Source organism: uncultured Microbacterium sp., assembly GCF_945952435.1.
In the GTDB taxonomy this organism is placed as follows: domain Bacteria; phylum Actinomycetota; class Actinomycetes; order Actinomycetales; family Microbacteriaceae; genus Microbacterium.
This window is the reverse complement of the sequence record NZ_CAMFHZ010000010.1, coordinates 61587-84962: the sequence shown is the minus strand read 5'-3', so window position 1 is coordinate 84962 and position 23376 is coordinate 61587. Positions and strand designations below refer to the sequence as shown.

The window sequence follows — 23376 nt, the reverse complement described above, 5'->3', positions numbered from 1 at the left end:
ACGGCGGGGTCCCTGTACGGGGACCCCGCCGTTCGGGTGCGCTCAGCGCTGGGGGACCGGGGCTGCCGCGGTCGCGCCCGTGCTCTGCCGGGTGCGGTCGTCGGCGTCGAGGGCGCGCAGATCCGCACCCTTCGTCTCGCGCGCAGCGATGACCGCGACGAGCGTGATCGCGCAGGCGATCGCGACGTAGATCGCGACGGGGACGCTCGACGCATAGGTCGCGAGCAGGCTCGTGGCGATGATCGGGGCGAGGGATCCCGCGAAGATCGACGTCACCTGGTAACCGAGGCTCACGCCCGAGTAGCGCATGCGGGTCGGGAACATCTCCGCCATGATCGCCGGCTGCCCCGCGTACATCGCGGCATGGAACACGAGTCCGAGCGCGATGGCCGCCCAGATCACGAGGGGGTTGCCCGTGTTCATCATCGGGAAGGCGAAGAAGCCCCAGGTGGCGCCCAGGATCGCGCCCGCCGCGTAGACCGGCCGGCGACCCCAGCGATCCGAAAGCCGCCCGAACAGCGGGATGACGAGGAAGTGCACGACGTGCGCGCCGGCGAGGATCAGGAGGGTCGCCGAGGTCGCCTCCTTCACCGTCTGCGTCAGGTAGACGATCGAGAACGTCACGACGACGTAGTAGAGGATGTTCTCGGCGACGCGCAGGCCCATCGCCACCAGCACGCCGCGCGGGTAGCGCCGCACGACCTCGAGCGGTCCGAAGCCCTGGGACGCCTCCTGCTCCTGCTCCTTCTTCATCTCGAGGAAGATCGGCGCCTCGGTGACCTTGGTGCGGATGTACCAGCCGATCAGCACGATGACGGCCGACAGCCAGAACGCGATCCGCCAGCCCCAGCCGAGGAAGGCGGCGGAGGGGAGCGTGGCAGACAGCACGAACAGCACGAGCGTCGCGAGCAGGTTGCCGACGGGAACCGCCGCCTGCGGCCAGCTCGCCCAGAAACCGCGCCGGTCGCGCGGGCTGTGCTCCGCGACGAGGAGGACGGCGCCGCCCCACTCGCCGCCGATCGCGAAGCCCTGGGCGAAGCGCAGCAGCACGAGCAGGACCGGCGCGAGGTAGCCCACCTGGGCGAAGCCGGGCAGGCAGCCGATGAGGAACGTCGCCGCTCCGATGATGAGGATGCTCGCCTGCAGCAGCCGCTTGCGCCCGTACTTGTCGCCGAGGTGGCCGAAGACGATTCCGCCGAGCGGCCGCGCGATGAACCCGATCGCGTAGGTCACGAAGGCTGCGATGATGCCGCTGAACGGATCGGTCGACGGCGGGAAGAACACGGTGCCCAGCACGAGCGTCGACGCCGAGGCGTAGAGGAAGAACTCGTACCACTCGACGACCGTGCCCGCCATCGAGGCGGCGACGACCCGTCGCAGACCGGTGGGGGAAGCTGTCTCGTACGCCATGGGTGCTCCTTTGCACGATCGGGACGTCTCTCGGCTCTCCAGCCTGGGCGGATCGAGAAGATGCGACAAGAGGCATTTGCGGCGATCACGATGTGCAGAAATGCACACTCTCGCGCGCCGGTGGGCGTGCGGATCCGTCGCGAGGCGGATCCCGGGTGACGCCGCTCATTCCGGTGAAGCGGCGTATCGGAGCTCGACGAGCTGCGACGGCGCGAGGATGCGCGCGCTCCGCAGCCGCAGTCCCACCCGGCCGCCTCGATAGAACGGCACGCCGTCACCGAGCAGGGCGGCGCCGACCAGAACGATGAGCTCGTCCACGAGGCCCGCTTCGAGCAGGGGGTTCCACGTGGTGGCGCTGCCGAACATCAGCAGGTCGCCTCCGTCCTGTTCCTTGAGCCGCCGGATCTCGGCCGGTCCGTCTGCGCGCGCGACGACCCGCGTCGTCGCGGCCCAGGGGTCCTCGGGCGAGACGGAGAGGGAGTCGCTGATCACGAGCGCGTCCATCGCGAGGACCCGGCGGGCGATCTCCTTGTCGCGGTCGCTCGCGGAATCGTCCGCGGCGACCGCGGACCACGCCGCCAGATTCTCCCGGAACCACGTGCTGCCGTAGACGAGCGTTCCGGCGGTGCGCAGGAGGTCGAGGTTGTGCGTGTTGAACGCGTCCTCGAACGGCATCGGGCGCAGATCGCCGCCCGGACCCTGCTGGTAGCCGTCGAGGGAGGTGAGCACGGAGACGACGAGCTTGCGCATGCCCCCATCCGACGCCGGGATCCGCGCGCGGTCAAGAGGGGGAGTCGAGTCGCTCCGCGATTCCGGCCGAGCCGGCGAGTGGTCTTATGCGAGAGTCAGGAAGAGCTTCTGCAGCTCCTCGACGGTCATAGGATCGTCGGGATCTGCGAGGCACTTCTGCATCGCCGTCGAGATGATCTGGAACCCGGCCTTGTCGAGGGCGCTCGACACGGCCGCGAGCTGGATCACGACGTCACGGCAGGAGCCGCCGTTCTCGACCGCCGTGACGACCGCATTGAGCTGGCCCTGGGCCCGGCGAAGTCGGTTCACGACGAGCTTGACGTCAGGGTCGATCGCATTCTGCGCGGTGGTGCGCGATGGCATCGGTATCCTCCTTGGGAATCGATCTCGGATCGCCGCCCTCTACGGCGATCCGGCGCTTGCGGATTACCCTCCAGGGTATCCTCCCCTTCTGCGGGGCGGTCCGAATCAGTCGCGACGGAAGATCCGGGAGAACAGTCCGCCGCCGCCGCCGCGCGCCGCCGCCTTCTCGGCATCCGAGTGCTGTCCTCCGCACCACTGGCTCGCGGGGACGCTCCGCCGTACGGCCGCGACGTGCTGGCCGCAGCCGCTCCACGTGGTCTTGCCGCAGACGCGGCAGGTCGCCGGGTAACACATAGGTCCACCTTTCTCGATGAGGGATACCCTCCTGGGTATCGTACAATACGGGGGAGGGTATCTATCCGAGAAGAGGCAGCGGTGGGAAAGAAGATCGTGATCGTCGGCGGCGTGGCCGGAGGGATGTCCGCGGCGACGCGACTGCGGCGGCTGGACGAGACGGCGGAGATCGTCGTCTTCGAGCAGGGGCCGTACGTGTCGTACGCGAACTGCGGCCTCCCCTATTACGTCGGCGGGGTCATCGCCGACCGGGACGCGTTGCTGCTGCAGACCCCGGATTCCCTGGCTGCCCGGTTCCGCGTCGATGTGCGCGTGCGTCACCAGGTCCTCGACATCGATCCCGACCGCCGCGTCGTCTCCGTTCTCGACGGGGGCACGGGAAGACGCGGCGACGAGGGCTACGACGAGCTGATCCTCGCCGTGGGTGCGTCAGCGCGGGCGTCGGTCCCCGCGGCAGATCTGCCGGTGCATTCCCTGCGCACCGTCCAGGACGTGGATGCGCTCGCCGGCATCCTCGACGTCGCAGGGCCGACCGCCACGGCGCTCGTCGTCGGCGGGGGATTCATCGGTCTCGAAGCCGTCGAGAACCTCGTCCTCCGCGGGGTGCGGGTGGTGCTCGCGCAGCGCTCGCCGCATGTGCTGAGCCCCCTCGACGTCGAAATGGCCGCACCCATCGAGGCGGCGTTGCGCGCCCAGGGGGTCGACGTGCGGACCTCCACGACCGTCGAGGCTGTCGACGGCCGCACGGTGCGGTTGAGCGACGGCACGACCCTGCAGCCCGACTTCGTCGTCGACGCCTCGGGAGTGGTGCCGAACGTCGAGCTGGCGCGCGCGGCAGGCCTTCGGCTCGGGCCGACCGGAGGGATCGCGGTCGATGAGAGCAACCGCACGAGTGCGGCGCACGTCTTCGCGGTCGGCGACGGTGTGGAGAAGGTCGACGCGCTCTCCGAGGAGGGAGCGCTCATCGCTCTGGCGGGGCTGGCCAACCGGCATGGTCGCACCGTGGCCGACGTGATCTCCGGGCGGGATGAGGCCAACTCTCCTGCGTTCGGCACCTCGATCGTGAAGGTCTTCGGCATCATCGCCGCGCGGACGGGCTGGAGCGAACGGCAGCTGCAGGCCGCCGGGCGGCCGTATCGCGCGATCCACACGCATCCCTTCTCCCACGCCACCTACTACCCCGGCGCGCAGCCGATGTCGATCAAGGTGCTCGTCGATCCGGAGTCCGACGCGATCCTGGGAGCACAGGTCGTCGGCGGGGACGGCGTCGACAAGCGCATCGACGTGATCGCGGTCGCGATGGCCGGCGGGGTGACCGCGACGGGGCTGAGTCGGCTCGAACTCGCCTACGCGCCGCAGTTCGGCTCGGCGAAGGATCCCGTGAACCAGATCGGCTACGTGGCCGACAATCTCCGCGCGGGCACCACCCGCTCGATCCAGTGGCACGAGCTGGACGACGCGCGGGAGGCGGGTGCTGTCCTCGTCGACGTCCGCTCGGTCGCGGAACATCGCGCCGGCGCCATCCCCGGCTCGATCAACCTTCCCCTCGACGAGCTGCGCGACCTGCTCGACGAGATCCCCGAGGGGCGAATCGTCGTGCACTGCCAGGTCGGGCAACGGGGGCACGTCGCCGCCCGGATCCTGTCGCAGCGAGGCTTCGATGTCGTCAACCTCGACGGGGGCTACCGCACCTGGCGCGACGGCGCATCGGCGGTCTCGCACGTCGCGACGTCCGTCTGAGTCGTCCGCCGCGTCCGCGGCGCAGGGTCAAGAGGAGGCGGGTGCTCCCGCCGTGAGGTGCGGGAAGCGGGCCCGCAGTCCGGTGAGGAGGAACTCCAGGCCGATCTCGAACGCCTGATCGGCACGTGCACGTCCCGTCGGGGCGGCGGCCACGGCGCGGGCGAGCGTCGTCGTCTCCGACTGCGGGTGCCAGACGACGTCCGGCCCCGCGAGGTCGAGGCCGAACCCGATCGCGAAGGCGTCGACGACCGCCACGATCGCGAGCACGTCGCCCTCCGGGATCCCCTCGTCGGCGAGGCGGGTCGCGAGCTCGTCGTACCACCGGATCGTGGCCGCATCGGTGATGGTCGTCTCGACGATCAGAGGAACCAGCAGGGGGTGCTCGGCGTACATCCTGCGCTGGGTGCGGACCGCGTACGCGATGAACTCCAGCCAGTCGTCGCCCTTGCCCTCGAGCGAGTACCTCTCGGCGAGGCGCCCGCGGACGAGCTCGATGATCTCCTCGCGCCCGGCGACGTGGTGGTACAGCGAGGAGGGGTTGACGCCGAGGCGCCGCGCGATCGCGTTGACGCCGAACGGCGCACCGGACTCGATGAGCTCCATCGCGGCGTCGGCGATGAGCTGCGTCGACAGCAGCGGCTTCTTCGGACGGCCCATGTGACACCTCTTCCCGCCACGAGCCTAGACGTCTTCCCTCTGCCCTCTTCCGTCGGAGGGCGCTTCCCTGCATAATAACCAAATACCATTTGATTAGCGGGTGCCGATCCGGCGCCGAGAAGGGGAGAGCGGCGACGACGCCGCACTCGCCGCCTCGAACCCGCCGCATCCGAGGAACACACCCTTATGACCTCCGAATCCCAGCGCCTGCCTCTGACGGCCCGGCGCATCGTCTCCACCTTCGGCATCGGCGTCGTCGGCTTCATGAGCGCCAATCTGGTGCCGTTCATGATCCTGGCGATCCAGGGCTCGCTGCACGTCGGCGCGACCGAGGCGGGCACGCTCATGACGGCCTGCCTGCTCTGCACCGCGGTCACCTGCCTCATCGTCACGCGGTTCACCGAAGGGCGGGGCCGGTACCTCGTCGCCCGTGCCGGCCTGCTCACCACCGCCGTCGGCTTCGGTCTCGCGGCGCTCGACGTGAACCCGATCCTCTCGATCGCCGGAATCCTCGTCGGCGGCATCGGCGCCGGCGGGGCGGTCGCGGCGGGCGGGGCCGCGCTCGCCGCCCTGCGCAACCCCAACCGCGTCTCAGGCGTGAGCGGGCTCGCGAATCGCGCGATCGTCACCGCCGTCCTCGCGATCATCCCGCTCGTCGGGGTCGGGATGGGCAGCGCGTTCGGGATCCTCGCCGGGCTCGCGTTCGTGCTCTTCTTCGTGGCCGGCTGGTTGCCGACGATCGACGGATCCGCCGCCGCGCCCGCCGAGGCCCCGGCGGACGAGGCCGCGGCGCCCACCGGCGCGATGGTCACGACCACGACGGGCACGTTCCGCCGGCGCACCCCCACCCGGACCATCACGATCGCGGGCTTCGCCCTGCTGGTCATGTTCGCCGTGTGGGCCGTCGGGGAGGATTCGCTCTGGGCCATGTCCGGCGCGATCGGCGTCGCCCAGGCGGGCATGTCCGAGGCGCAGCTGGGGCTCGTCCTGTCGGCCTCGACCGCGGGGGGCCTGCTCGTGTCGATCGCGCTCATCTTCGTGGGTGCGCGCTTCGGCCGTGCCCTGCCGCTCGGCGTGCTGCTCGTCCTCGGCGGGTCGCTCAAGCTGCTCGCGTGCCTCACCGCGGATCCCACGGTCTATCTGGTCACCATGATCGCGTGGAACACCGTGTACTCGGTCGCGTTCATGTACGTCGTCGCGACGGCCGCCGCCCTCGATGCGAGCGGCCGCTGGTCGGGCCCCGTACTGGGTGTGTACCTCGTGGGGTCGAGCCTGGCGCCGCTGTTCGGCGCGTGGGTCGGCGAGAGCTTCGGATTCCCGGCGCTCGGCGCGGTGCTCGCCGGCTTCAGCCTCGTTCTCCTCGTGCCGATGGTGCTCGTCGCCCGGCTGTCGAGCAGGGTGGAACGGGAGCAGAGGATCCCGGGGGAGAGCTCGCCCGAGATCGACACCGTGCGCACGGCGGGGGTGTGACGATGACGACGCTCTACCGCAACGCCCGCATCTTCACCGCCGACACGACGGCTCCTTGGGCGGAGGCCCTCGTGGTCGAGGGATCCGACCTCGTCTTCGTCGGGGATCTCCCGGGCGCCGAGCGCTCGGCGGGCACGGGGGCCGAGGTCGTCGATCTCGGAGGGGCGCTGGTCGTCCCCGGCTTCGTCGACGCGCACTCGCACCTCCTGATGCTGGGAGAGGCGCTCGGCCAGGTCGCGCTCACCGATGCCAGGGACGTGGCGACGATCCAGGAGCGGCTGCGTGCGGCCAGGGACGAGGCGCCGGACGCGCCGCGGCTGCTCGGCCGGGGGTGGCTGTTCGACTCGATCCCCGGAGGTCGCCCGACCGCGGCGATGATCGACGAGGTCGTGGCCGACGTGCCCGTGTACCTCAACGCCAACGACTACCACTCCTGCTGGGTCAACACGGCCGCGCTCGCCGAGCTCGGCATCGACCGGGACACGCCGGATCCGATCGGCGGGCGGATCAGCCGCGACGCGAACGGCGACGCCGACGGGATGCTCTACGAGACCGCCGCGTCGCAGCGCGTGTGGCCGCTGCTCAGCCAGGTGCAGACCGAGGCGGATCGCGATGACGCGCTGGAGCGCGCCCTCGACTCCTATCTCGCAGCCGGCGTCACCGCCGCGGTCGACATGGCGTTCAACGAGGACGGACTCGCGACGTTCGACCGGGCGGTCGCGCGCCGAGGAGCGCCGCTGCCGTTCACGGCGCTCGCGCACTGGTTCATCGAGAACACGGGCGACGACGAACAGAACCTCGCCCAGGTCGCGCGTGCGGCCGAGCTCGCGCATCGCCCCGACGACGGCGGTGTGCGCGTGATCGGCATCAAGCTCGTGCTCGACGGCGTGATCGACGCCTGCACCGCGGCGATGAACCACCCGTACGTCGACGGGTCGAACGCGGATCCGATCTGGTCGCTGGAGCGCGCGAAGGTCGTCGTCGCGGCCGCCGATGCCGCGGGGATGCAGATCGCGCTGCACGCGATCGGGGATGCGGCGAGCGATCTCGCGCTCGACGCGCTGGAGCACGCGGTCGCCGTCAACGGCGACCTGCCCCGGCGGCATCGGATCGAGCACCTCGAGTACACGTCGCCGGAGACGCCGGCGCGCATGGCGCGGCTCGGCGTGACGGCGTCGATGCAGCCGGTCCACGCAGACCCCGCGATCTGGGACAACTGGGCCGCGATGGTGGGGCCGGAGCGCGCGGCGCGCGGCCTCGCGTGGCCGGAGTTCATCGACGCCGGCGTGCGGCTCGCGTTCTCGACCGACGCGCCCACGGCACCCTACCCGGCGCTGCCGAACATGTACGTGGCGTCGACGCGGCGATCCGCCCTCGACGACTCGTATCCGCCGAACCATCCCGAGTTCGCACGCCCGCTCGCCGAGGCGATCGAGCGCGGCACCCGCGAGGCCGCGGCGTCGTGCCGAGAGGACGAGCGCCGCGGATCCCTCACCGCGGGCCGCAGGGCGGACTTCGTCGTGATCGACCGGGATCCCTTCGTCGAGGGCGAGGAGTCGCTGCTGTCCGCGCAGGTGACGCTCACCGTGTCGGGCGGTGGCGTGGTGCATCGGGCCTGAGTCGGGCGGCGTGCGCGGAGCTCACTGTGGATGCTGATACTCGACAGCCGGTGAGCTCCATCGGGCCCAGGGGGAGGAGCTGCGAAACCTCCTCCCCTCGGGGTCTAGGGGTGCGCGGATCCGGTCACCACAGGCCGCCGATCCAGAGCCCGAGGCCCGCCAGCGCGGCGGCGCCGAGGAGCGTGCCGAACGAGACGAGCGCGGTGGTGACCCGTTTGCGTTCCTGGAGCAGCCGGATCGTCTCGAAACTCGCCGTCGAGAACGTCGTGTAGCCGCCGAGGAAGCCCGCGCCGACGACGGCGTGCAGGGGCGCCGGGATCGCCTGCGATGCGGTGAGGCCGGTGATCAGGCCGAGCGCGAGCGATCCGGTCAGGTTGATCGTGATCGTGCCCCAGGGGACAGGTCCTCGGCTTCGGGAGCGGATGACGCCGTCGAGGAACAGGCGGAAGGCGGCGCCCAGCCCGCCGGATGCGGCGACCGCGACGAACAGCAGCGGGGTCACGAGCGCACTCCGGAACGGCGGCGATGCACGGCGGCAGCGAGGGCGATCCCGGCCCCCGTCGCAGCGGCGCCGAGGAGAACCGTCGCGAGAGCGTAGACGACTCCGGTGAGAGCCGCGCCGTGTGCGAGCAGCCCGGCGGTGTCCGTGGCGAAGGAGCTGTACGTCGTGTACCCGCCCAGGACTCCCGTGCCGAGAAGGAGGCGCAGCAGGCGCCGTCGGCCTTCGTCGGGGCCGCGGCGGGCGAGAGTCTCGAGGAGCGCGCCGAGCAGGAAGGCTCCGCTGACGTTGATGGCGAACACGGCCCAGGGCATTCCTCCCGCGGCGGGGAAGAGAAGTGTGATGCCCTCGCGCGCGGCCGCACCGGCGCTGCCGCCGAGGAACACCACGGCCAGGGCGGTCGGGCGCACGTACACCGGCACGCGCCGGGTCTGCGGCAGTCGTTCCTCATCGACATCGGGATCGAGAGGCAGCGAGGCGAGGGGTTCGGTCTCGCTCATCGCGCGTCCTGCCAGGGCAGAGGGGCCTCGGGTCCGACCGGGTGCAAGGGGACCACGACGACGGGCCTGTGCTGGCGATGAGCCAGCTGCACCGCCACGGAACCGGTGAAGAAGTCGTGCAGGGAACCGCGGGCTCCGGGCTCGCGCGTGCCGACGACGATCATCGTCGCGTCCAGTTCGTCGGCCAGCCTCGAAAGCTCCAGGGAGGGAGCGCCGGCCAGGGCGCGCACGGCCCAGCGCACGGTACGTCCGTGCAGGCTCTTCTCTAGGGCCGCGCGCAGCTCAGGGTCGAACTCCTCGACACCCTCGTCGGCGAGATCCGGATCGATCGCGGCGGAAAGAATCTGCCCGTCCGGTTCCCGAACCACGGTGTACCGGCCGGTGTCGACACTCGCGCACACGAGGTGCGCGTCGAACCTCTCCGCGAAGGCCGCGGCCGTCGTGACGACCGTCGTGGGCTGCCCGGGGCTGACTCCCACGACGACGAACCGCGTGGTCCGGTCGCTCGTCTCCATTGCGTCTCCTACCTTTTGGGCGCGCTCGCGCCGATCAGGTAGGGACTGTTGTCGGAGATTCCGAGGTTTGGTGACGGCGAGCCCCACCGCCGCGATGCCGGAGCATCGTCGCCACTCTAACCCGTTCCGCTCTGTGTGTCAGGTCCGGGTCCGGCCGATGTGTTGTGGGTCCGTCGACGGGCGGCGCGAGGGACGGCGGGGCGAGGTCGGGTGGGGGATGGCCGTGGCCCTGTGGGCGGCGCGTTTCGTCTCGCTTCGCTCGCTCAACGACCGGGGGAGGGCCGAGGGGACGGGCACTGGGAGTACGGGCGCCAGGAAAAGGACGAAACCCCCGCGATGTAGAAGCTACGCGAGGGTTCCTGGGGTGATTGTAACGATCACCCTTGTGGCTCCGACCGGCATCGATCCGGTGACCTTTCGATTTTCAGTCGAACGCTCTACCAACTGAGCTACAGAGCCGCACAAGCCAAAAGGTGGAAGCTTCTGACCTGCGTCCTAGACGAAAGGCCTTTCCGAAGAAAGGCCCGTCGCTTGGAGCGACCCTGACGGGACTTGAACCCGCGACCTCCGCCGTGACAGGGCGGCACGCTAACCAACTGCGCTACAGGGCCATACGTATTCAGTTGTGTGTCGGAGAGTGACCCCAACGGGATTCGAACCCGTGCTACCGCCGTGAAAGGGCGGCGTCCTAGGCCGCTAAACGATGGGGCCGGAGGTGAACCCGGGGGTTCCCTTGCCGACGCTCAAGCATAAGGGGTCGCGGCGCGAAAACGCCAATCGAGGGCGCGTCGCTCCGGATCCCGGGCGTGTCCGGGAGAGGATGGCGGATGGGTCGAACGGCGAAAAAGCTCGGATCTGCGCAGATCCAGGGGTTGCGTGCGGGGCTGATGTTGTTAGTGTGAAACGAGTGACAACGGCGAAAGGGAGCCGCGTGAACATTCCGAACCCCGACGACGTGCGTCGCGCGCCCGCGCAGACGTCTGCCGTTCGTCGTATCCGGCGCCCCCGTCGACGCACCCTCACCGCCGGCGCGCTCAGCCTCACCGCGGTCGGCGCGCTGATCGTCAGCCTCTTCGTGGGCACCCCCGCGGCCCTCGCCGACGACTACCCCTCGTGGGACGACGTACAGGCGGCGAAGGCCAGCGAATCGGCGACGGCCGATCAGGTCAACCGCATCCAGGGCCTCATCGCGAGCCTCACCCAGAACGTCGCGGACACGAAGGCCGCCGCGGAGGTCGCGGGCAACGAGTACTTCAAGGCCCAGCAGGACGCCAACATCCAGGCCGAGCGCACCCGCACGCTGGAGGGCCAGGCGGCCGAGAAGAAGAAGCTCGCCGACGAGTCCGCGAGCAAGGCGGGCCAGGTCGCCGCACAGCTCTCCCGCAACGGCGGTGACACCACGAGCCTGCAGCTCTTCTTCTCCGGCTCGAAGAGCAACACCGACGAACTGCTCCAGCGCCTCGGACAGATGGATCGTGTGCTCGCCAGCACCGACGCGATCTCGTCCCGCGCGGCTCAGGCGAAGAACACCGCCCAGGCGCTGACCGATCAGGCCAACGCGGCGAAGGCCGAGCGCGACCGCCTGTCCAAGATCGCCGAGGACAAGATGCAGAAGGCTCAGGCCGCGTCGGAGGCGGCGCAGGCCGCTCTCGCGGACCAGCAGACGCACCTCGGCCAGCTCCAGGCTCAGCTCGCCGCCTTGCACGACACCACGGCGAAGACCGTCGCGGGCTACGAGGCCGGCGAGGCGAAGCGCGCCGCCGAGGAGGCGGCCCGCCAGGCCGCGGCCGCCGCCGCACGCGAGCAGGCCGCACGCGATGCCGCCGCGAACAGCGGTGGCGGTGGTGGTGGCGGAGGCGGCGGAAGCTGGTCCGGCAGCGGCGGCTGGGTGCGCCCCTTCGGCGGATACCAGTCCTCCGGCTACGGCTACCGCACCCCCGACTGCGCGTCCTGGGGCTGCTCCTCCAGCTTCCACGCGGGCGTCGATCTCGCCGACGGCAGTTGCGGATCCCCGATCTACGCGGCGCACTCCGGAACGGTCGTGTACGCGGGCTACAACGGCGGCTACGGCAACTACATCAAGATCAACAACGGCGACGGAACGGGTCTTGCGACCGGCTACGGCCACATCCTCAACGGCGGATTCAACGTCGGATACGGCCAATGGGTGGATGCCGGACAGGTGATCGCGTTCGCGGGCAACACCGGCGGATCCTTCGGCTGCCACCTGCACTACGAGGTCTATCAGAACGGCAGCACGATCAACCCGATCACCTTCATGGAGAACCAGGGCATCAACATGGATTGAGCGCCCTGCGCACGAAGAACCCCCGGGCCGAGCGGCACCGGGGGTTCTTCGTGTCCGGGCTTCGCGGACCGACGGATCAGGATCGGTCGGTCGCGCTCAGCGCCGTTCGTCTGCGATCAGTGACCGTCCTTCTGGAAGCGCTCGATGGCCTCGTCGAGGATGCGCTGCGCCTCCGCGGCGTCGCCCCACTCGTCGACCTTGACCCACTTGTTGGGCTCGAGGTCCTTGTAGTGCTCGAAGAAGTGCGCGATCTCCTTCTTCGTGTACTCGGCGAGGTCGTCCACGTCCTGGATGTGCGACCAGCGCGGGTCCTTCGACAGCACGGCGACGAGCTTGTCGTCCCCGCCCGCCTCGTCGCTCATCTTCAGCACCGCGACAGGACGCACGTTCACGACGACGCCCGGGTAGATGGCCTGGTCGAGCAGCACGAGCACGTCGAGCGGGTCGCCGTCCTCCCCGAGCGTGTCGTCGAAGTAGCCGTAGTCGGCCGGGTAGCCGAACGTCGTGTAGAGCACGCGGTCGAGGTGCACCCGACCGGTCTCGTGGTCGACCTCGTACTTCACGCGGCTGCCGCGCGGGATCTCGATGACGGCGTCGTGTGCGCTCATGCCTGTGCTCCTTGAGAAGAGGGGAAGGATGGCGACCAGCCTACCGGCCCTCGTTCCGCGGCCCTCGTTCCGCGGCCGAGGTGCGCCCGGCTAGCGTGGATCCATGCCCGAGGCTCCGCTGCACCCTGCCGTCGCCGAGATCCGTCTCGCCGTGCGCTCCGCACTCGCCGCCCTGCCGCAGCCGCCGGCCACCGTGATCGTGGCGCTCTCGGGAGGGGCGGACTCCCTCGCGCTCGCCGCGGCCACCGCGTTCGAGGCGCGCGCCGCGGGGATCCGCGCGCGGAGCGTCACCGTCGACCACGGCCTGCAGGACGGATCCGACGCGGTCGCCGCGGAGGCGGCCGCGACCGCCACGCGGCTGGGCCTGGAGGCGTCCGTCGTGCGGGTCGTCGTGCCCGACGCGGGGGAAGGCCCCGAGGCGGCGGCCCGCGATGCCCGGTACGCGGCCCTGCGCGCCGTCGCGTCGGCCGAGCGGGCCCCCGTCCTGCTCGGCCACACGCTGGACGACCAGGCGGAGACCGTGCTGCTGGGACTGGCCCGCGGATCCGGGGCAGGCAGCCTGCAGGGCATGTCCCCGATCCGCACGGACGACGACGGCGTCCGCTGGTTGCGTCCCCTCCTCGGCATCCGCCGCGCGAGCACGCGGGCGGCGTGCGAGGCGGAGGGGCTCGCCGTGTGGGACGACCCGCACAATGCGGACCCCCGCTACCTGCGCGTGCGTGTGCGGGAGCGGGTGCTGCCGGTGCTCGAGGCCGAGCTCGGCCCGGGCGTCGCCGAGGCGCTGGCCCGGACCGCCGCCCAGCTGCGCGAGGACACCGAGGCCTTCGACGAGATGATCCAGGAGACCATCGAGGACATCGTCGAGCATGCCGAAGCGGGCATCTCCGTCAGCGTGGCCGCTCTCGCCGCGAATCCCGCGGCGCTACGCAACCGGATCGTCCGCTTCGTCGTGCACAGCGAGTTCGGTGTCTCGCTGACCAGACGGCAGACCCTGGAGGTCGGCCGTCTGGTCACCGACTGGACCGGGCAGGGGCCGATCGACCTCCCCTCCTGCTCCGCGGCGCGCCGCGGAGGGAGGATCGTGTTCGCCGCCCGCGGCTGAGCGGGAGGGGCCTACTTCCTCCCGCCGAGGAGTCCGCCGAGGATGTCGCCGATGACGTTTCCCGCGCCCTGCGCGCCCGACGAGGAGCCGGATCCGCCCCCGAAGAGCCCGCCGAGCCCGCCGAGGATGTCGCCGAGACCGCCCGATCCTCCGGAGGACGCCGACCCGCCGGAGGGCGCCGATCCCTGGTTCCCGCCACCGAGCAGGCCGCCGAGGATGTCGCCCAGGCCGCCTCCTCCGGCGGACTTGCCCTTCTGACTGTTCGCGATGATGCCCATCACGATCGGTGCGAGGATCGGCAGCAGCTTGCCGAAGTCGATGCCCGCGGTGCGGGGCTCCTTCGTGAGCGCCTCCGCGACCTGGTGCTTGTCGTCGCCGAAGACGTGCGAGACGATCTTCTCGCCATCCGCCTCGTCGACGTCGTCGAGCGACGCGGCGCCTGTGAAGCCGTCGTGCTTCGCCAGCGCCTGCTCGATCGCCGCGGACCCGGCGGGACTCTCCGCGTTCTTGGCGAGCCCGCCCAGCAGCGCAGCGCCGCCCTCCTGCACCGCCTGCCGCGCGACGTCCTCGCTGACGCCGAGCTTCGTGGCGATGTCCGCGATCGGGACCTGGCTGAGGATCTCGTCGGTGTCCATGACATTCCTTCCGTCCGCGGGTGCTCGGTTCCCCCAGAGCGCCTGCCCGCCGTTGCGCTCACAGTATCGGCTCGGGGGAGCCACGGACAGGGGATCCCCGTCGCGTAAAATCGACGCATGCGCGCTGCGGACATCCAGAACGACCTCTCCCAGATCCTCGTCACCGAGGAGGAGATCCGCACCAAGCTCGACGAGCTCGCGATCCAGGTGGCCGCCGACTACGAGGGCAAGGACCTGCTCCTGATCGGCGTGCTCAAGGGCGCCGTCATGGTGATGGCCGACTTCGCGCGCGCGCTGCCCTTCCACGCCCCGATGGACTGGATGGCCGTGTCCAGCTACGGCGCCAGCACGAAGTCGAGCGGTGTCGTGCAGATCCGCAAAGACCTCGACACCGACCTGCACGGCAAGCACGTGCTCATCGTCGAGGACATCATCGACTCCGGCCTCACCCTGAGCTGGCTGCTGGAGAACTTCGAGTCACGCGGCGCCGAGTCGATCGAGGTGCTCGCGCTGCTGCGCAAGCCCGAGGCCGCGAAGGTGCACATCGACTGCAAGTACGTCGGGTTCGACATCCCGACCGAGTTCGTCGTCGGGTACGGCCTCGACTATGCGGAGCGCTACCGCAACCTGCGCGACGTCGCGGTGCTCGCGCCGCACGTCTACGCGTGACGCCGACACCCGGTACGCCGTGGGCGAATCCCCAGCGGGAGCCAAGGGCGCTCGCGCTACGCTGATCGGATCATGGATGTCAAGAAGATCACGCGCAATCCGCTCACGTATGTGGTGCTGATCGGTCTGCTTCTGATCGGCGGTTTCCTGCTGATCTCGAACCTGGGCTCCTCCTCGCAGGTGTCGACCCAGGAGGGCCTCGACCTGCTCAAGGGCGGGACGGTCACCAAGGTGGTCAACACCGACGGCGACCAGCGCGTGGACATGACGCTGTCCAAGCCGTTCAAGGGCTCCGAGAACGTGCAGTTCTACTACGTCCAGGCGCGTGCGTCCGAGGTCGTCAAGGCCATCGACACCGCCGCCCCGAAGGACGGCTACAACGACGCCGTGCCGAAAGCGACCTGGTTCGACGGCTTCCTGTCGATTCTCATCCCGATGCTCATCCTGGGTCTGCTGTTCTGGTGGCTGCTGTCCAGTGCGCAGGGAGGCAACAGCAAGATCATGCAGTTCGGCAAGTCCCGGGCCAAGCTCGTGAGCAAGGAGAACCCGACGGTCACCTTCGCCGACGTCGCGGGCGCCGACGAGGCGATCGAGGAGCTCGACGAGATCAAGGAGTTCCTGCAGGATCCGGGCAAGTTCCAGGCCATCGGCGCGCGGATCCCGAAGGGCGTGCTGTTGTACGGCCCTCCCGGAACCGGAAAGACTCTGCTCGCCCGTGCCGTCGCCGGTGAGGCGGGCGCCCCGTTCTACTCCATCTCCGGATCGGACTTCGTGGAGATGTTCGTCGGCGTCGGCGCGTCGCGTGTGCGGGACCTGTTCACGCAGGCCAAGGAGAACGCGCCGGCCATCATCTTCATCGACGAGATCGACGCCGTCGGACGCCACCGCGGAGCTGGCATGGGCGGCGGCAACGACGAGCGCGAGCAGACGCTCAACCAGATGCTCGTCGAGATGGACGGCTTCGACCCGAACGCCAATGTCATCGTGATCGCGGCGACGAACCGCCCCGACATCCTCGACCCCGCGCTCCTGCGCCCTGGCCGTTTCGACCGCCAGATCGGCGTGGACGCCCCCGACCTCAAGGGCCGCCAGAAGATCCTCGAGGTGCACGCCAAGGGCAAGCCGCTCGCGAACGGCGTCGACCTCGAGGTCGTCGCCCGCAAGACGCCGGGCTTCACCGGTGCGGACCTCGCCAACGTCCTGAACGAGGCGGCGCTGCTCACCGCGCGCTCCAACGCCCAGCTCATCGACAACCGCGCCCTCGACGAGGCGATCGACCGCGTCATCGCGGGCCCGCAGCGTCGCACGCGCGTGATGAAGGACAAGGAGAAGCTCATCACCGCCTACCACGAGGGTGGGCACGCGCTCGCCGCGGCGGCGATGAACTACACGGATCCGGTCACCAAGATCACGATCCTGCCGCGCGGCAAGGCGCTCGGCTACACGATGGTGCTGCCGTTGGACGACAAGTTCTCCGTCACCCGCAACGAACTGCAGGATCAGCTGACGTACGCGATGGGCGGCCGTGTCGCGGAGGAGATCGTGTTCCACGATCCGACGACCGGCGCCTCCAACGACATCGAGAAGGCGACCGACATCGCCCGCAAGATGGTCACCGAGTACGGCATGACGACCCAGGTCGGACCGGTCAAGCTCGGGTCGGGCTCGGGCGAGATGTTCGTCGCCCGCGACATGAACCGCGGCCGCGACTACTCCGAGAACATCGCAGAGACCGTCGACGCCCAGGTGCGCGCGCTCATCGAGCAGGCGCACAACGAGGCGTACCAGGTGCTCAGCGCGAACCGCGACATCCTCGACAAGCTCGCCCGCGAGCTGCTCGAGAAGGAAACGCTCGACCACAACCAGATCGCCGAGATCTTCACCGAGGTGCAGAAGCTCCCGGAGCGTCCGCAGTGGTTGTCGAGCGAAGGCCGTCCGGTCTCGCTGCTGCCCCCGATCGAGATGCCGAAGCGCGGCGTCGAGGTGGGGACGGCGGCCAGCGAAGCCGCGCAGAGCGCGTCCGAGCGACGTCCGGGCACCGCGGGCGGCGGCAAGCCGCGCCCCGCGACCGCCTGATCGTCGCCGCGTCGTGACCGTGGATACGCAGTGACCGTCGACAGGGCGCGCGTCGCCGCGCTGACGCGCGAGCTGCTGCTCGCGATCGGCGAGGATCCGGATCGCCCCGGTCTCACCCAGACGCCGACGCGGATGGGCGATCTGTACGCCGAGTTCTTCTCGGGCGTCGGCGAGGACCCCGGCGCACCGCTCGCGCACACCATCAGCGTGTCGCACGGTCCCGCACCGGACACCCTTCCGTCCGGGGCCGTGCTGTTGCGGGGGATCCGGTTCCGCTCGGTGTGCGAGCACCACCTGCTGCCGTTCGCCGGTCACGCTCACATCGCCTATCTGCCCGGCGAGCAGGTCGTGGGTCTCGGCGCGCTCGTCAAGGTGGTCGAGATCCTCGCCTCCCGCCCCCAGGTGCAGGAGAGGCTCGGCGAGCAGATCGCCGACACGATCGCCAGCCACCTCGACGCGCAGGGCGTCCTCGTCGTCATGGACGCCGTGCACGGGTGCGTGACCACGCGCGGGGCGCGCCAGACCGACGCCTCGACCCTGACGATCGCGGCGCGCGGCGCCTACACGGATCCGGTCGCGCGCGCCGAGCTCATCGCCCTGATCGGAGCGGACGGATCGCGATGACCGCGATCTGGGGGATCGTCAACGCGACGCCCGACTCGTTCAGCGACGGCGGACGGTACCTCGACGCGGATCACGCGATCGCGCACGCGCGCCTGTTGCGGGCGCAGGGCGCCTCCGTGCTGGACATCGGGGGCGAGTCGACCCGGCCGGGGGCCGAGCGCGTGGGCGTCGCCGAGGAGCAGCGGCGCGTGCTGCCCGTGATCGCGGCGCTCGCCGCGGAAGGCGTGCCGGTGAGCATCGACACGCTCAACGCCGAGACCGCGGTGGCCGCGGTGCAGGCCGGGGCGCGGATCGTCAACGACGTCTCCGGAGGACTGGCGGATCCGGACATGCTCGCCGCCGTGGCGTCGACGGGAGCCGACATCGCGCTCGGGCACTGGAGAGGGCCGTCCGCCGACATGTACGCGCGCGCCGAGTACACCAGGGTCGGGCGCGACGTCGCCGCCGAGTTGCGGTCGCGGATCGCCGCAGCCGCCGCGGCAGGGATCGCCCCCTCGCGCCTCATCGTCGATCCGGGTATCGGCTTCGCCAAGACGGCGACCCAGAACTGGGATCTGCTGCGCGAACTCGGCGACGTCGTCGCGCTGGGCCCGCGCGTGCTCGTCGGCACCTCTCGCAAGCGCTTCCTCGCCGAGACGCTCGGCGGGGAAGCGGACGAGGCGCGCCGCGACCTCGCGACCGCCGTGACGAGCGCGCTGGCCGCGCGCGCCGGTGCGTGGGCAGTGCGGGTGCACGACGTGGCCGCCACCCGGGACGCGCTCGCCGTCGTCCAGGCGTGGGACGGCTGAGCCGGGTCCGGCTTCCCGCCGGACGTCTGTCGCTCGCCGTACGCTAGGGGCATGGACTTCCTCGACACGATCACGCTGACCGGGCTGCGCGTGTTCGGGCATCACGGGGTGTACGCGCAGGAGCGCGCCGAGGGGCAGGAGTTCGTGATCGACCTGCGCCTGCTGCTCCCGCTGCGGGCCGCGGCCGCGAGCGACGACGTCGCCGACACGGTGCACTACGGAGAGCTCGCGGAACGGGTCGCGGCGCTCGTGGCCGGCGATCCCGTCGACCTCCTGGAGACCCTCGCCGACCGGATCGCGCACGCCGTGCTCTCGGACGGGCGGATCGAGGCGGTCGAGGTCACGGTGCACAAGCCGCATGCGCCGATCCCGCTCACCTTCGACGACGTCTCCGTCACGATCATGCGACGCCGCGCCCCCGGCGGCGGGGGTGTCGCATGACTCCGATCCGCCCCATCCCTCCCCGCGGCAAGTCGCTTCCCGCGATCGACCCCCGGCCCGCCGACGCCCCGGTCGAGGCGGTCGTCGCTCTCGGATCCAACCTCGGCGACACCGACGCCACCATCGACACGGCCGTGCGGGAGATCCGGCGGCTTCCGCTCGTCGACGACGTGCGCGTCTCCCGGGTCTTCCGCACTGTCGCCCTGCGTCCGGAGGGGCCGGATCCGGACGCGCCGGAGTTCGCCAACGCCGTCGCGATCGTCACCACGCGGCTCGCCCCTCAGATCCTGCTCGGCATGCTGCATGCGATCGAGGAAGAGCACGGACGCATCCGCACCGAGCGGTGGGGCGATCGCACTCTCGATCTCGACCTCATCGCCTACGGCGACGTCACCAGCGACGCCGAGCGCCTGCTGCTCCCGCATCCGCGGGCGGCGGAGCGGTCGTTCGTGCTCGCGCCGTGGCTGGACGTCGACCCCGACGCCGCGCTGCCGGGGCGTGGACGCGTGGCGGATCTGCTCGCCGCACTCGAGGACGGCGCATGAAACGCCTTTCCCCGGTCGTCCTGCTCGTCCTCGCGCTCGGCGGGGCGGCCGTCGGCTTCCTCCTCGACCACGGCCTGACGACCGCGGGGCGGTCGACGTTCACGCCCGCGGTGGCGCTGCCGATCCTGCTCATCCTCCTCGCGATCGCGGTGCTCGCCTTCGCCTGGCCCATCCGGCGGGCGACGCGGGCCCCGCGGCATCCCGCTTCCCACGGCGGGCGGCGGCGCCGCGTGGACCCCTTCCGGGCGCTGCGGATCGCCATGCTCGCACGGGCCTCCGCGTTGCTCGGCGCGGTGCTGCTGGGCTTCGGGGCGGGTCTGGGCGCCTACCTTCTGTCCCGGCCCGTCGCCCCGCCGCTAGGCTCGATCACGGCCATCGTCGCCACGGCGATCAGCGCTCTCGTGCTGACGATCGCGGCGCTGATCGCCGAGAGCTTCTGCATCCTGCCGCACGACCCCGACGGCCCGACCGGGCCGCGCCTGGAGGACGACGATGACGACCATTCCCGAGCCGCCGCGGACACCGGGCGCTGACGCCCGCATGCCTTCCCCGGCCGATCCCGGGGCCGTTCCCGCCACGGCCGGGACGTCCTCCGGCGCCACGGACGGGACGTCCTCCGGCGCGCTGCCGGGGCATTCGGCTCCGGCGAGCGCTCCCGTGCTCGACGAGCGCACCTACCCCGGTCTGCGCGCTCCGCGGGGCGAGGGCGCGCTCGCGCTCGACGGGGAGTGGCACCAGATCTCCCCGAAGTACGTCGTCGCCGAGGTGATCCTGCGCATCCTCGGACTCGTGATCGTCGGACTCGCCGCGGCGGTCGTGGCGAACTGGTCGGGGCAGTCGTGGGCGTGGTTCGCCGGTGGGGTGATCGCGCTCGTCCTCCTCTTCGAACTCGCGATCCTGCCGCGCCAGGCCAGGGCGATCGGGTACATGCTCCGGGCCGACGACATCGTGTTCCGCAAGGGGATCCTGTGGCAGCGCATGATCGCCGTGCCCTATGGCCGCATGCAGCTGGTCGACATCACGCGGGGCCCGGTGGATCGCGCGTTCGGGATCGCGAAGCTGAAACTCGTCACCGCGGCGGCCACGACGGGCGTCGACATCCCGGGGATGACGGAGGAGGCGGCCGAGGCCCTGCGCGACACGCTGATCGACGTGGCCGAGATGCGTCGGACGGGGCTATGAGCACGCCCGACGCGCCGTCCCCCGGGCAGGGGACGCCGGCGGCCTCGGCGCCCGTCGGCGGGCGCCGAGCCGACTCGCTCGCCGACGGCGAGTGGCACCGGATGCACCCGCTGACTCCGCTGCTCAAGGGCGGCCTGGTGCTGGTGATCGTGCTCGGGTACCTCGTCGCGAACCTGCGCGAGCGCATCGCGTACTGGCTGGTGTCGCTGTTCACCCCCGCACGTGTGCCGGAGTTCGGCGGCGACCCGGTGGACTGGATCCTCGCGAACAACCTCGTGCTCATCGTGCTCCTCGCGCTCGTGGCGGCGGTCGTCGTGCTCATCGGGCTGTTCTGGCTGATGTGGCGCTTCCACGACTTCCGGATCACGGATGCGCACGTCGAGGTGCGCAAGGGCGTGATCTTCCGGTCGCACCGGCGCGCGCCGCTCGACCGGGTGCAGGGCGTGAACCTCACGCGTCCCTTCCCCGCGCGCCTCATCGGGCTCGCCAAGCTCGAGGTCGACGGCGCCGGCAACGACGCGAACGTCCCCCTGGAATACCTCTCGACCGCGAAGGCCGAATCCGTCCGCGCCGACATCCTGCGACTGGCCTCCGGCGCCCGTCGCGCGCGCGAGGAGAGCCGGGGGAGTGCGGATGCGCCGGGCGTGCGCACCCGCCGGGCGCAGCTCGCCGACTCCATGAACGTCGGCGTCACGGGCCTCATCGCCGGGGTCGACCTGGACGACGTCGCGCCGGAGCACGTGCTGCGCATCCCCGCCGGCCGTCTGATCGGATCGCACCTGTTGTCGGCCCTCACGTGGGTCGCCTTCCTCGCGGTGGTGTTCGGGGTCTCGATGGGCGTGGCCGTGCCGACGATGCTCGCGGACGGTCGTCCCGACGGAGGACTCGCGGTGTTCGGCATCGCCCTCCTGGTCGGACTGCCGATGCTGTTCGCGGCGATCGCGATCACCTGGGGGAGGATCGCGCGGGCGCTGCGGTACTCGATCGCGCCCACCAGGGACGGCGTGCGCATCACGTTCGGACTGTTCACGACCGTCACAGAGACGATTCCGCCGGGGCGGATCTTCGCGGTCGAGGTCTCGCAGCCGCTGCTGTGGCGGCCGTTCGGCTGGTGGACGGTGCGGATCAACCGCATGAGCGGCAAGGCGGCCGCGAAGCAGCAGTCCAGCGCGGGGCAGCAGTTCAACATCGTGCTGCCCGTGGGTACACGGGCCGACGTCGAGCGCGTGCTCGCCCTGATCCTGCCCGATGCCCCGGCCGACCTCGTGCCGTTCATCTGGGAGCAGGGCGTCCTCGGCCCTCGGCCCGACGACTCTTACGCGACGATCCCGGCCCGCGCGGCCTGGCGACGGCCGTTGTCCTGGCGGCGACACGGGATCGCGCTCACCGACTTCGCGATTCTGCTGCGCCGGGGCCGGATCTGGCGTCAGCTCGCGCTGTTCCCGCTGGCCCGCCTGCAGGGCTTCTCGTTGCATCAGGGGCCGATCGACCGCGCCCAGCGCGTGGCGAAGGCCCGCGCCCATTCGGCCACGGGGCCGGTGCGGGGCGAGGTGTCGGGCATCGAGAGCACGGTCCTGCTCTCGATCCTGAACAGGCTCGCCCCCGCCGCAGCGGAGGCTGCCGCGACGGATCGCGCGCATCGCTGGGCGGAGGGCGAGACGCGCGCCTCGGTCGCGCCGGGGGTGCCCGAGGGTGCGGGCCGCTCGGGCTGGATCGGATCGCCGGACGCGCCCGGATCCGCCGACCGCGTGGGATCGTCGGTCGCGCCTCCTCCTCCGGGGTGGATCGAACCATCCGGCGGGGCCGCATCGGCGGGCAATCGGTCGGCCGGAGGTCTGCCGTGATGCGGGCCGGGCGCTTGGACGTCGGGATCCTCGGAGCAGGCCACGTCGGTCCGGTGCTCGGTGCCGCGCTCGCCGGAGCCGGGCATCGACTCGTCGGCATCACGTCGGGATCCGATCCGGATCGCGCGGCCGCGGTGCTGCCCGGCCTTGCGATCATGGATCCCGGCGAGCTCGTGCGAACGAGCCAGCTCGTCGTGCTCGCCGTGCCCCACGACCAGCTGCCCGGCCTCGTCGCAGGGCTGGCGGAGGTCGGCGCCTGGCAGCCGGGGCAGCTCGTGCTGCACACCGATCCGGCGTATGGCGTCGCCGTGCTCGAACCGGTCGTCCGCGCGGGGGCGATTCCGCTCGCCGTGCATCCGGCCATCTCCTTCACGGGAACGACGCTGGACCTTCGGCAACTGCAGGCGGCGTACGCCGGTGTGACCGCGCCTCCGATGGTGCTGCCCATCGCACAGGCGCTCGCCGTCGAGCTCGGCTGCGAACCGGTCGTGATCGCGGAGGAGGATCGTGCGGCGTACGCCGAGGCGATCTCCACCGCTTCGGAGTTCGCCCGCTCCATCGTGGGGCAGGCCACGGGAATCCTTCGCGGCATCGGGGTCGAGAACCCGGGCGGGTATCTCTCCGCCCTCGTGTCGTCGACGTTCGACCGCGCGCTGCGCGAGGTGTCGCCACCGGACCCGCTCGCTCCTCCCGGCGCGTTCTGACCACGATGCACGGATTCCGCGCCGACCTTCTCG

25 protein-coding genes and 3 tRNA genes are annotated in these 23376 nt (G+C 70.9%); 15 read left to right on the top strand and 13 right to left on the bottom strand.

Annotated elements, in window-relative coordinates:
- Positions 1-42 precede the first annotated feature (42 nt).
- The 4 genes from Q0P88_RS07340 to Q0P88_RS07325 all read right to left on the bottom strand — a co-directional run bounded on the left by Q0P88_RS07340 (position 43) and on the right by Q0P88_RS07325 (position 2817).
- Positions 43-1410, bottom strand: a complete 1368-nt coding sequence (locus Q0P88_RS07340; protein ID WP_295012632.1) for an MFS transporter — start codon at positions 1408-1410, stop codon at positions 43-45.
- A gap of 165 nt (positions 1411-1575) precedes the next feature.
- Positions 1576-2160: a dihydrofolate reductase family protein gene (locus Q0P88_RS07335; RefSeq protein ID WP_295012630.1), complete on the bottom strand. Its 585-nt coding sequence runs from the start codon at positions 2158-2160 to the stop codon at positions 1576-1578.
- Between the two features lie 84 nt (positions 2161-2244).
- Complete coding sequence (locus tag Q0P88_RS07330; RefSeq protein ID WP_295012628.1) at positions 2245-2523, bottom strand: metal-sensitive transcriptional regulator; 279 nt, start codon at positions 2521-2523, stop codon at positions 2245-2247.
- 105 nt (positions 2524-2628) lie between these two features.
- Positions 2629-2817 (bottom strand): hypothetical protein, encoded by a 189-nt coding sequence (locus Q0P88_RS07325; protein ID WP_295012626.1) that lies wholly within the window; start codon positions 2815-2817, stop codon positions 2629-2631.
- An 81-nt stretch (positions 2818-2898) separates the two neighbouring features.
- On the opposite strand from Q0P88_RS07325, the gene Q0P88_RS07320 reads away from it, so the two are divergent.
- Positions 2899-4557, top strand: a complete 1659-nt coding sequence (locus Q0P88_RS07320) for an FAD-dependent oxidoreductase (protein WP_295012624.1) — start codon at positions 2899-2901, stop codon at positions 4555-4557.
- A 27-nt stretch (positions 4558-4584) separates the two neighbouring features.
- Here Q0P88_RS07320 and Q0P88_RS07315 read toward each other — a convergent pair whose 3' ends face one another.
- Positions 4585-5214: a TetR/AcrR family transcriptional regulator gene (locus tag Q0P88_RS07315; protein ID WP_295012622.1), complete on the bottom strand. Its 630-nt coding sequence runs from the start codon at positions 5212-5214 to the stop codon at positions 4585-4587.
- Positions 5215-5400: 186 nt separating this feature from the next.
- On the opposite strand from Q0P88_RS07315, the gene Q0P88_RS07310 reads away from it, so the two are divergent.
- Both Q0P88_RS07310 and Q0P88_RS07305 read left to right on the top strand, forming a co-directional pair.
- Entirely contained in the window at positions 5401-6684 is a 1284-nt protein-coding gene (locus Q0P88_RS07310) for an MFS transporter (protein ID WP_295012620.1), read from the top strand.
- A gap of 2 nt (positions 6685-6686) precedes the next feature.
- The gene (locus Q0P88_RS07305; RefSeq protein ID WP_295012618.1) at positions 6687-8303 is read left to right on the top strand and encodes an amidohydrolase; all 1617 of its coding nucleotides are present in this window, start codon (positions 6687-6689) and stop codon (positions 8301-8303) included.
- Between the two features lie 124 nt (positions 8304-8427).
- On the opposite strand, the gene Q0P88_RS07300 is transcribed toward Q0P88_RS07305, so the two are convergent.
- The 6 genes from Q0P88_RS07300 to Q0P88_RS07275 all read right to left on the bottom strand — a co-directional run bounded on the left by Q0P88_RS07300 (position 8428) and on the right by Q0P88_RS07275 (position 10528).
- Entirely contained in the window at positions 8428-8805 is a 378-nt protein-coding gene (locus Q0P88_RS07300) for a CrcB family protein (RefSeq protein WP_295012616.1), read from the bottom strand.
- On the bottom strand, positions 8802-9302 hold the full coding sequence (locus tag Q0P88_RS07295; protein WP_295012614.1) for a CrcB family protein: 501 nt from the start codon (positions 9300-9302) through the stop codon (positions 8802-8804). Before Q0P88_RS07295 ends, Q0P88_RS07300 begins: the two co-directional genes overlap by 4 nt.
- Complete coding sequence (locus Q0P88_RS07290) at positions 9299-9817, bottom strand: universal stress protein (RefSeq protein WP_295012612.1); 519 nt, start codon at positions 9815-9817, stop codon at positions 9299-9301. Before Q0P88_RS07290 ends, Q0P88_RS07295 begins: the two co-directional genes overlap by 4 nt.
- A gap of 386 nt (positions 9818-10203) precedes the next feature.
- A tRNA-Phe gene (locus tag Q0P88_RS07285) sits at positions 10204-10276 on the bottom strand.
- A 78-nt stretch (positions 10277-10354) separates the two neighbouring features.
- Positions 10355-10428 (bottom strand) — tRNA-Asp (locus tag Q0P88_RS07280).
- 27 nt (positions 10429-10455) lie between these two features.
- Positions 10456-10528, bottom strand: a tRNA-Glu gene (locus Q0P88_RS07275).
- A gap of 220 nt (positions 10529-10748) precedes the next feature.
- Between Q0P88_RS07275 and Q0P88_RS07270 the strand changes: the two genes are divergently transcribed.
- Positions 10749-12125: a M23 family metallopeptidase gene (locus tag Q0P88_RS07270; protein ID WP_295012610.1), complete on the top strand. Its 1377-nt coding sequence runs from the start codon at positions 10749-10751 to the stop codon at positions 12123-12125.
- Between the two features lie 116 nt (positions 12126-12241).
- Here the strand turns inward: Q0P88_RS07270 and ppa are convergent, their stop codons facing one another.
- Complete coding sequence (gene ppa, locus Q0P88_RS07265) at positions 12242-12733, bottom strand: inorganic diphosphatase (RefSeq protein WP_295012608.1); 492 nt, start codon at positions 12731-12733, stop codon at positions 12242-12244.
- 103 nt (positions 12734-12836) lie between these two features.
- Between ppa and tilS the strand changes: the two genes are divergently transcribed.
- Positions 12837-13835 carry a tRNA lysidine(34) synthetase TilS gene (gene tilS / locus Q0P88_RS07260; RefSeq protein WP_295012605.1) on the top strand — a complete coding sequence of 333 codons (999 nt, stop codon included), beginning with the start codon at positions 12837-12839 and terminating at the stop codon, positions 13833-13835.
- A gap of 11 nt (positions 13836-13846) precedes the next feature.
- Here tilS and Q0P88_RS07255 read toward each other — a convergent pair whose 3' ends face one another.
- Positions 13847-14470, bottom strand: a complete 624-nt coding sequence (locus Q0P88_RS07255) for a DUF937 domain-containing protein (RefSeq protein ID WP_295012603.1) — start codon at positions 14468-14470, stop codon at positions 13847-13849.
- Between the two features lie 117 nt (positions 14471-14587).
- On the opposite strand from Q0P88_RS07255, the gene hpt reads away from it, so the two are divergent.
- The 10 genes from hpt to Q0P88_RS07205 all read left to right on the top strand — a co-directional run bounded on the left by hpt (position 14588) and on the right by Q0P88_RS07205 (position 23343).
- The gene (gene hpt / locus Q0P88_RS07250) at positions 14588-15139 is read left to right on the top strand and encodes a hypoxanthine phosphoribosyltransferase (RefSeq protein ID WP_295012601.1); all 552 of its coding nucleotides are present in this window, start codon (positions 14588-14590) and stop codon (positions 15137-15139) included.
- A gap of 72 nt (positions 15140-15211) precedes the next feature.
- On the top strand, positions 15212-17215 hold the full coding sequence (ftsH, locus tag Q0P88_RS07245; protein ID WP_295012599.1) for an ATP-dependent zinc metalloprotease FtsH: 2004 nt from the start codon (positions 15212-15214) through the stop codon (positions 17213-17215).
- A gap of 30 nt (positions 17216-17245) precedes the next feature.
- Positions 17246-17839, top strand: a complete 594-nt coding sequence (gene folE, locus Q0P88_RS07240; RefSeq protein WP_295012597.1) for a GTP cyclohydrolase I — start codon at positions 17246-17248, stop codon at positions 17837-17839.
- Positions 17836-18627 (top strand): dihydropteroate synthase, encoded by a 792-nt coding sequence (gene folP / locus Q0P88_RS07235; RefSeq protein WP_295012595.1) that lies wholly within the window; start codon positions 17836-17838, stop codon positions 18625-18627. Before folE ends, folP begins: the two co-directional genes overlap by 4 nt.
- 51 nt (positions 18628-18678) lie before the next feature.
- Positions 18679-19068, top strand: a complete 390-nt coding sequence (folB, locus tag Q0P88_RS07230) for a dihydroneopterin aldolase (protein ID WP_295012593.1) — start codon at positions 18679-18681, stop codon at positions 19066-19068.
- Positions 19065-19613, top strand: coding sequence for a 2-amino-4-hydroxy-6-hydroxymethyldihydropteridine diphosphokinase (gene folK / locus Q0P88_RS07225; protein ID WP_295012591.1), 549 nt, complete (start codon positions 19065-19067; stop codon positions 19611-19613). The genes folB and folK overlap by 4 nt, the downstream gene beginning before the upstream one ends.
- Complete coding sequence (locus Q0P88_RS07220) at positions 19610-20146, top strand: DUF3180 domain-containing protein (protein ID WP_295012589.1); 537 nt, start codon at positions 19610-19612, stop codon at positions 20144-20146. Before folK ends, Q0P88_RS07220 begins: the two co-directional genes overlap by 4 nt.
- Positions 20106-20795 (top strand): PH domain-containing protein, encoded by a 690-nt coding sequence (locus Q0P88_RS14070; RefSeq protein ID WP_363316501.1) that lies wholly within the window; start codon positions 20106-20108, stop codon positions 20793-20795. Before Q0P88_RS07220 ends, Q0P88_RS14070 begins: the two co-directional genes overlap by 41 nt.
- A complete protein-coding gene (locus Q0P88_RS07210; RefSeq protein ID WP_295012587.1) occupies positions 20792-22639 on the top strand; it encodes a PH domain-containing protein in 1848 nt (615 codons plus the stop codon). The genes Q0P88_RS14070 and Q0P88_RS07210 overlap by 4 nt, the downstream gene beginning before the upstream one ends.
- The gene (locus Q0P88_RS07205; RefSeq protein ID WP_295012585.1) at positions 22636-23343 is read left to right on the top strand and encodes a Rossmann-like and DUF2520 domain-containing protein; all 708 of its coding nucleotides are present in this window, start codon (positions 22636-22638) and stop codon (positions 23341-23343) included. The genes Q0P88_RS07210 and Q0P88_RS07205 overlap by 4 nt, the downstream gene beginning before the upstream one ends.
- Positions 23344-23376: the final 33 nt, after the last annotated feature.